Genomic DNA, 5,931 nt, shown 5'->3' on the forward strand with positions numbered 1-5,931 from the left:
CGCCCGTCCATGCCCGCCCCGCATCACGCGGACCTGCCCCCCGCCGTGCACATGGTGCCCAAGGTCCGCGCCCGGCTGAGCGCCGGCGGCGGCTCGTTCGAGGTGCAGGCCATGCCCGTGGGCGGGCAACCTTTCGCGCATGCCTGGCTGGCCCGCAAGGGCACCCCTTCGGCCATGGTGCTCATGGATGTGGTGGGTGACAGCATGGAACCGGAAATCCGCGACGGCGACACCGTGCTGGTGGACCGCGCCACTGAAGACCTGCGCTACGGCCAGGTTTACGCCGTGGGGCTGGAAGATGCCGTACTGGTCAAGCGTGTCATGCGCACCCCGGACGGCCTTGCCCTTGTCAGCGACAACCCCGCGTACTCGCCCATCCGCGTGCGCGGCGACGAACTGGAACAGTTCCGCGTCATTGGCCGGGTGGTCTGGCTGTGCCGGGAACTTGGATAGCCCCCCTTTTTTATCCGACATGTTCACTTTTATGAACACAACTACTGGCGGCATACCCCGCCGCATTATCAAGGAGACCGTCATGCAACAGCGTTTCTGCACCTGCGGCCATCAGCTCTGGGTTCTGTACAGTTCCATCGAACGCAAGTTCCGCACCATGTTCTTTGCCGGTACCTGTTTCAGCGGCAAGCGCGTGGACATCTGCCCCTGTTGCGGCGCCCCCCTCGACATCAACCGCCTGAACTAGGACGGGCCATTGCGCCTCTTGCCGTGGCTCCATTACGCGCCTGCCCGTCCCGACATCCCGGTTCCACCGGGCGCGGCCCGTCGCAACTCCACGCGGCGGGCCGCCGGGACACCTGCACCCTGCCCTTGTGCGTAGCAGCCCCCAGCCATCCCCACCATTTTCCCGTTCATGTACAGGGGCTGCCTGCATTGACCTGGCCCCGGCATGACGTGATAGCATCGAAAAACCGTGAACGTCGTGCGCATGCCGTGCGTTATCCCCTTGCGGTCAACTTTACGGGATCCGCCCCCCACGGTCGTTCGCTCTATGCCAGGCAACACCTTTTCCTTCTCATCCAGCACTGCAAGCGCATCGCTTGCACGCCCCACGCCCCGCGCTTGCACAACGCGGCAGCGCAAGTCCGTGCCGATACTGTCTCCTGACGGTATCCGGCCCGCGTGCTGCGTGCCTGCCTGGTCGCGTTGGCCCTTTGCGCCGTGTCGAGCACTGGCGTTGTGTGCCCGCTTCCCGCCAGCGCCCTTACCCTGCTCACCGAAGACCTTCCCCCTTCAATTTCGTACAGGACAACGCACCACGCGGCCCGAGCGTGGACATCGTCCTCGAAGTCCTGCGCCGCAACGGGCTTGACCCGTCTCCGGAAGCTATCCGGGTACTGCCATGGCCGAGGGCCTACCACCTGGCCCTGAACACCTCAGATGCCCTGCTGTTCTGCACCGCACGCACCCCCGAGCGCGAAAAGCTGTTCAAATGGGTAGGCCCGATCATGCGGGTGACCGTGGGTACCGTGGTACGCAAGGACAGCCGCCTGTCTCCCCGCCAATGGCGCGACCTGCAAGGGCTGCGCGTGGGCACGGTGCGCAATACGGTTGGCGAACAACTGCTGATCGAGCAGGGGGTGCCCACCGCCATGCTGCACGCCGCCACCACCCCGGGCGACGCGGTGCGCATGCTGGCCGCTGGCAGGGTGGACGTGCTGGCCTTCAACATCCACTCCACCCTGTACATGATGGAACAGGGCAACATCGACAGCGCGGAATTCGCCGTTTCCATGGTGCTCCAGAAGCTGGACCTGTACATGGCGTTCAACCCAGGCATTGACGACACCCTGCCGCGCCGCCTGCAATCCACCCTGGATGCCATGCGCTGCAATGGCGGCAGCACCGGCTCCAGCGATTTTGCCCGCTTGGTACAGCCCTACTCTCCTTATTTTCCGCCCGGTTCCTTCCCGGAAGAGCGCAATTGCCCGCGTGCCGGGACAAACGCCCGCTGACCCGCCCTGCTCGCCTCACGCAACCCTTTTCCGTCCACTTCCGGCACCATCCCCCGCGTACACCACAACCAGCCGGGGATGTTTCCGATCCGGTCACCCGCGCGCCGCCGGGTGTTTCCGCATCTGGCGGCGCCCTGTGTCCGGGCATCGGAAACGCGAAAAGGCCCCGCATGGGGGCCTTTTCCGCTCGCCTGCGCGAACTGCTATGGTGCCGAGGAAGGGACTCGAACCCTTACAGGATTTCTCCCACTACCCCCTCAAGATAGCGTGTCTACCAATTCCACCACCTCGGCACGGGGTTGGCGCAGGGCGCGCCGAAACTTGCGATGCTAGTTGGACTTCTGCTCGGCCGGGGCGGCGGGAGCAGGCACGGCAGGGGCGACTGCCGCACCGGGAGCAGGCTGCACGTCTTCCAGCTTCACGTCCAGAATGGTCGAATCGTCCGACTTGCGGCTGCTGGTGAGCACGTTGTACGACAGCGACGTGATGATGAACAGGACCGCCAGAAACGCGGTCAGCTTGGCAAGCATGCCGCCGGCGCCAGTGCTGCCGAACAGCGAGGTGTTGCCGCCGCCGAAGATCACGCCCATGCCTTCCTTGCCGGATTGCAGCAGCACCAGCACGATCAGGGCAAGACACGCGACCACATGCAGGGTCAGGATCAGGGTCTGCACCGTACTCTCCTTGTGAAAACTCCGCGCCGGGGCACGGCTTACGCCAGAATGATGCGGCTGAACGAGTCAGCCTGCAAAGAAGCGCCTCCTACCAAGACACCGTCCACATTGTCAAGGGCAATGATTTCACGGGCGTTCTCGGGCTTGACGCTGCCGCCGTACAGAATGCGTATCGCGTTGCCCGGCTGGCCATAGCGGGCCACCAGCAACTGGCGCACCAGGGCGTGGGCCTCGACGATTTCCGGCGGCCCGGCCACCTTGCCGGTACCGATGGCCCACACGGGTTCGTAGGCCACGGCGATGGCGGCGGGCACGGCGTCTCCCTTCACCCCGGCAAGACCGGTGTCCAACTGGCGCTTCAGCACTTCGCCCAGGCGGCCCGCCTCGCGTTCTTCAATGGTTTCGCCAATGCACAAAACCACCTTGAGTCCGGCGTTGATGCTGAACGCGGTCTTGGCGCCCACCAGTTCATCACTTTCGCCGATGACATGGCGGCGCTCGGAATGGCCGGTGAGCACCCAGGCACAGCCGCAGTCCATGAGCATGCCCGGCGAAATTTCCCCGGTGTAGGCGCCTTCCGCCGCCGGGTACACGTCCTGGCCGCCCACCGAATACCCGGCAGCATGACGCAGCGCGTCGGCCACGGGCGACAGCGCGGTAAACTGCGGAAAGATCACCACCTCGCGATCGTCCGGCAGCGTGTCCGCCGTCAACGCCGCCAGCGAGGCGGCGGTGGTCCGCGCTTCCCCGGCGGTCTTGTACATCTTCCAGTTGGCGGCCATGAGCTTCTTCATGCGGGTCTCCGGACGGTGTTGCGTGAAAGGTGAACGGTGGCGAACGGTTGTGCCAATCCGAAATATCCTACCCGAACGGGGATGCCCGTCCAAAATGTCATGCCTGCCGGACGCCGCGCCAGGCGTCGCGCCCGATGCCCGCGCCAGAATGCAGGCCCCCCGGAGGGCTCAGGCCTCGCCGGAATCTGCGCATCCCCCGTCCGGCTCGGGGCCAGGCCCACCTGTCGGGGCGGCGCAATCCGGCTCGCGGCAGGCCCAGCCCGCAAGGTCGCATTCGTAGATGATGGCGTCTTCGCCGGTATCGCCGTAATAGTGCGGCCGCACGCCCGCACGGGTGAACCCCAGCCCCTCGTACAAGCCGATGGCCGGGGCGTTGCCGGTGCGGACCTCAAGCACGGCCCTATGTATGCCCATTTTGGCACCCACTTGCAACAGGATGGCCAGCAGGCGGCGGCCCAGCCCACGCCGCCGCTGGTCGGGGTGCACGGCCACGTTGAGTATTTCCAGCTCGCCCGCCAGATGGTACACGGCCACGTACGCCACAAGTCGCCCCGCATCGCGCAGGCCGAACACCGAAAACACCTTGCGCTCGAAGGCGAGATGAAACTGCTCTTCGCTCCACGGGGTGGAAAAGCACTGGCGCTCCAGTTCGGCCACTTCAACGATGTCGCCGGAACCCAGTCGGAAAAACTCCGCCCTAGGGCCGCGCTGGCCCCCGCCGGACCCGGAACAGACAGGAGACTGCATGGGCAAACGCCCTCCTTCACATGCTGCGGACGAAACGGTCGATACCCGCCGTTCCTTGCCCGCCGCCAAGGGCGGGCGCGCCAAACCGCGCAGCCGGACGGCCCCGCGCCGAAACGTCAAGGGCAGACCGGGGCACCACGACGACGCGGCCCCTGCCGATGGCGTGGAATGCCTGGAAATCACCGACGAACGCGACCGGCCCCTGATGGTCATGCCCATTGCCCAAGCCCGCCGCCAGCCGGTGCGCCACCGGGTGGTGCTGGTCATGCTGTACGACGCTGAAGGCCGCATCTACCTGCAAAAGCGCGCCGCGAACAAGCGCCTGTACCCTGGGCGCTGGGATCTTTCGGCCACCGGGCACGTGCTGGCCGGAGAATCGCGCGAGGATGCCGCCCTGCGCGAACTGCGCGAGGAGTTGGGCATCGCTGCGGGCCGCCTGATACGCCGGGCGGAAATTCCCGCCACGGAGGCCACGGACTTCGCGCACGTCACCCTGTTCGTGGTCGGACCCGTGGGCGAAGCGCCGCAACCCAATCCGGACGAGGTGGCCGACGGCATGTTCGTGGATGCCGACGAGCTTGATGCACTGCTTGAACACTTCCGGGACATGCTGACGCCCGCGCTGATCTGGGCAGCCGAACGCGGCGACGTGTTCCGCGACATGCCCTGTCCGGTCTATGCCGATGAGCCGAAACTGTCCGAACAGTCCTGAAGCCCTGAACTGCCCGGAATCGGCCTGCGCCAGACCCGACCGACCCGACCGCCCCGAACTGGCCTGAACTGGCCTGGGCTGGCCTACAGCGCCAGCACCGCGCGCATGGCCTCGTGCACCCGGCCATTGCTGGCCAGAATGCCCTCGTTGGTGAAATCGTACGGCGCACCGTCAAATCCGGTCACGCACCCGCCCGCCTCTTCCACCAGCAGCCAGCCCGCCGCCGTGTCCCACGGCTTCAGGTCCGTCTCGTAGAAGGCGTCGAACCGACCGGCTGCGACGAAGGCAAGGTCGATGGCGGCCGCACCACAGCGGCGCACCCCGCGCGTGGTCACCAGGGCCTTGCGCAGCCGCGCCAGCACCGTGTCCACGTCCTCGCTGATGGTGTAGGGAAAGCCGGTGGCCACAACGGCCTGTTCCAGCGGTTCGCGGTCGGAAACACGCAACGGTTCGCCGTTGCAGAACGCCCCGCCGCCCCGCACCGCCCAGAAACACTCGCCCAGCACGGGCGCATTGACGACGCCCAGCATCACCCGTCCCTCGTGCCACAACCCCACGGAGGTGGCCACGAAGGGCAGCGAATGGGCGAAGTTGGTGGTGCCGTCGATGGGGTCGATGATCCAGCAGGTGCCTCGCGGCGTGCGCGAGGTGGCGCTTTCCTCCGCCATGAAGGTGGCGCCCGGCACCACGTCCTTCAAGCGGTCCTTGAGAAATGCCTCCACCGCAAGGTCGGTTTCGGTCAACAGGTCGATGCGCCCCTTGAGCCGGATGTTGCGCGGCTTGCGCCAATGGTCCATGACCAGAGCGCCGCTTTCGCGGATGATCTCCAGAGTGCGGGGCAACAGCGTGGCCAGGGGGGCGGCAAAGGGGTAAGCGGCAAGGCCGGAAGTATCTGACGAAGGCTGACCGGAAGGAACTGGCGAAGGCTTTGTGGTCATGATCGCTCGTTGCGGGCGTCGGTGCCGCGCCCGTGCTTGCGGCCTGCCTGCATGCCTGCGGGCGTGCGGAACCGCCCCCCGGCGAGGCCCGGCCCG

Annotated in this window: 8 protein-coding genes and 1 tRNA gene; 4 read left to right on the forward strand and 5 right to left on the reverse strand. The window is 66.3% G+C overall.

The window, feature by feature from the left end:
* The 3 genes from FVW20_RS05900 to FVW20_RS05910 all read left to right on the forward strand — a co-directional run.
* Positions 1-453 (forward strand): S24 family peptidase (locus FVW20_RS05900; protein WP_196608699.1); only part of this gene is annotated, 453 nt, incomplete at its 5' end.
* A gap of 82 nt (positions 454-535) precedes the next feature.
* Positions 536-700, forward strand: coding sequence for a hypothetical protein (locus FVW20_RS05905; protein ID WP_012611502.1), 165 nt, complete (start codon positions 536-538; stop codon positions 698-700).
* Between the two features lie 586 nt (positions 701-1,286).
* Positions 1,287-1,970: a substrate-binding periplasmic protein gene (locus FVW20_RS05910; RefSeq protein WP_307831388.1), complete on the forward strand. Its 684-nt coding sequence runs from the start codon at positions 1,287-1,289 to the stop codon at positions 1,968-1,970.
* 206 nt (positions 1,971-2,176) lie between these two features.
* Here the strand turns inward: FVW20_RS05910 and FVW20_RS05915 are convergent.
* The 4 genes from FVW20_RS05915 to rimI form a co-directional block, all read right to left on the reverse strand.
* A tRNA-Leu gene (locus FVW20_RS05915) sits at positions 2,177-2,263 on the reverse strand.
* Between the two features lie 36 nt (positions 2,264-2,299).
* Positions 2,300-2,644: a preprotein translocase subunit SecG gene (gene secG, locus FVW20_RS05920; RefSeq protein ID WP_196608701.1), complete on the reverse strand. Its 345-nt coding sequence runs from the start codon at positions 2,642-2,644 to the stop codon at positions 2,300-2,302.
* Positions 2,645-2,682: 38 nt separating this feature from the next.
* Entirely contained in the window at positions 2,683-3,438 is a 756-nt protein-coding gene (tpiA, locus tag FVW20_RS05925) for a triose-phosphate isomerase (RefSeq protein ID WP_196608702.1), read from the reverse strand.
* 168 nt (positions 3,439-3,606) lie between these two features.
* Positions 3,607-4,185, reverse strand: a complete 579-nt coding sequence (gene rimI / locus FVW20_RS05930) for a ribosomal protein S18-alanine N-acetyltransferase (protein WP_196608703.1) — start codon at positions 4,183-4,185, stop codon at positions 3,607-3,609.
* Between rimI and FVW20_RS05935 the strand changes: the two genes are divergently transcribed.
* Positions 4,184-4,897: an NUDIX hydrolase gene (locus tag FVW20_RS05935; RefSeq protein ID WP_307831389.1), complete on the forward strand. Its 714-nt coding sequence runs from the start codon at positions 4,184-4,186 to the stop codon at positions 4,895-4,897. The two genes, rimI and FVW20_RS05935, sit on opposite strands and share 2 nt — an antisense overlap.
* 83 nt (positions 4,898-4,980) lie before the next feature.
* On the opposite strand, the gene FVW20_RS05940 is transcribed toward FVW20_RS05935, so the two are convergent.
* Positions 4,981-5,835, reverse strand: coding sequence for an inositol monophosphatase family protein (locus tag FVW20_RS05940; protein ID WP_231038909.1), 855 nt, complete (start codon positions 5,833-5,835; stop codon positions 4,981-4,983).
* Positions 5,836-5,931 lie beyond the last annotated feature (96 nt).

The organism is Nitratidesulfovibrio oxamicus (assembly GCF_015731765.1).
GTDB classification, from domain to species: domain Bacteria; phylum Desulfobacterota; class Desulfovibrionia; order Desulfovibrionales; family Desulfovibrionaceae; genus Cupidesulfovibrio; species Cupidesulfovibrio oxamicus.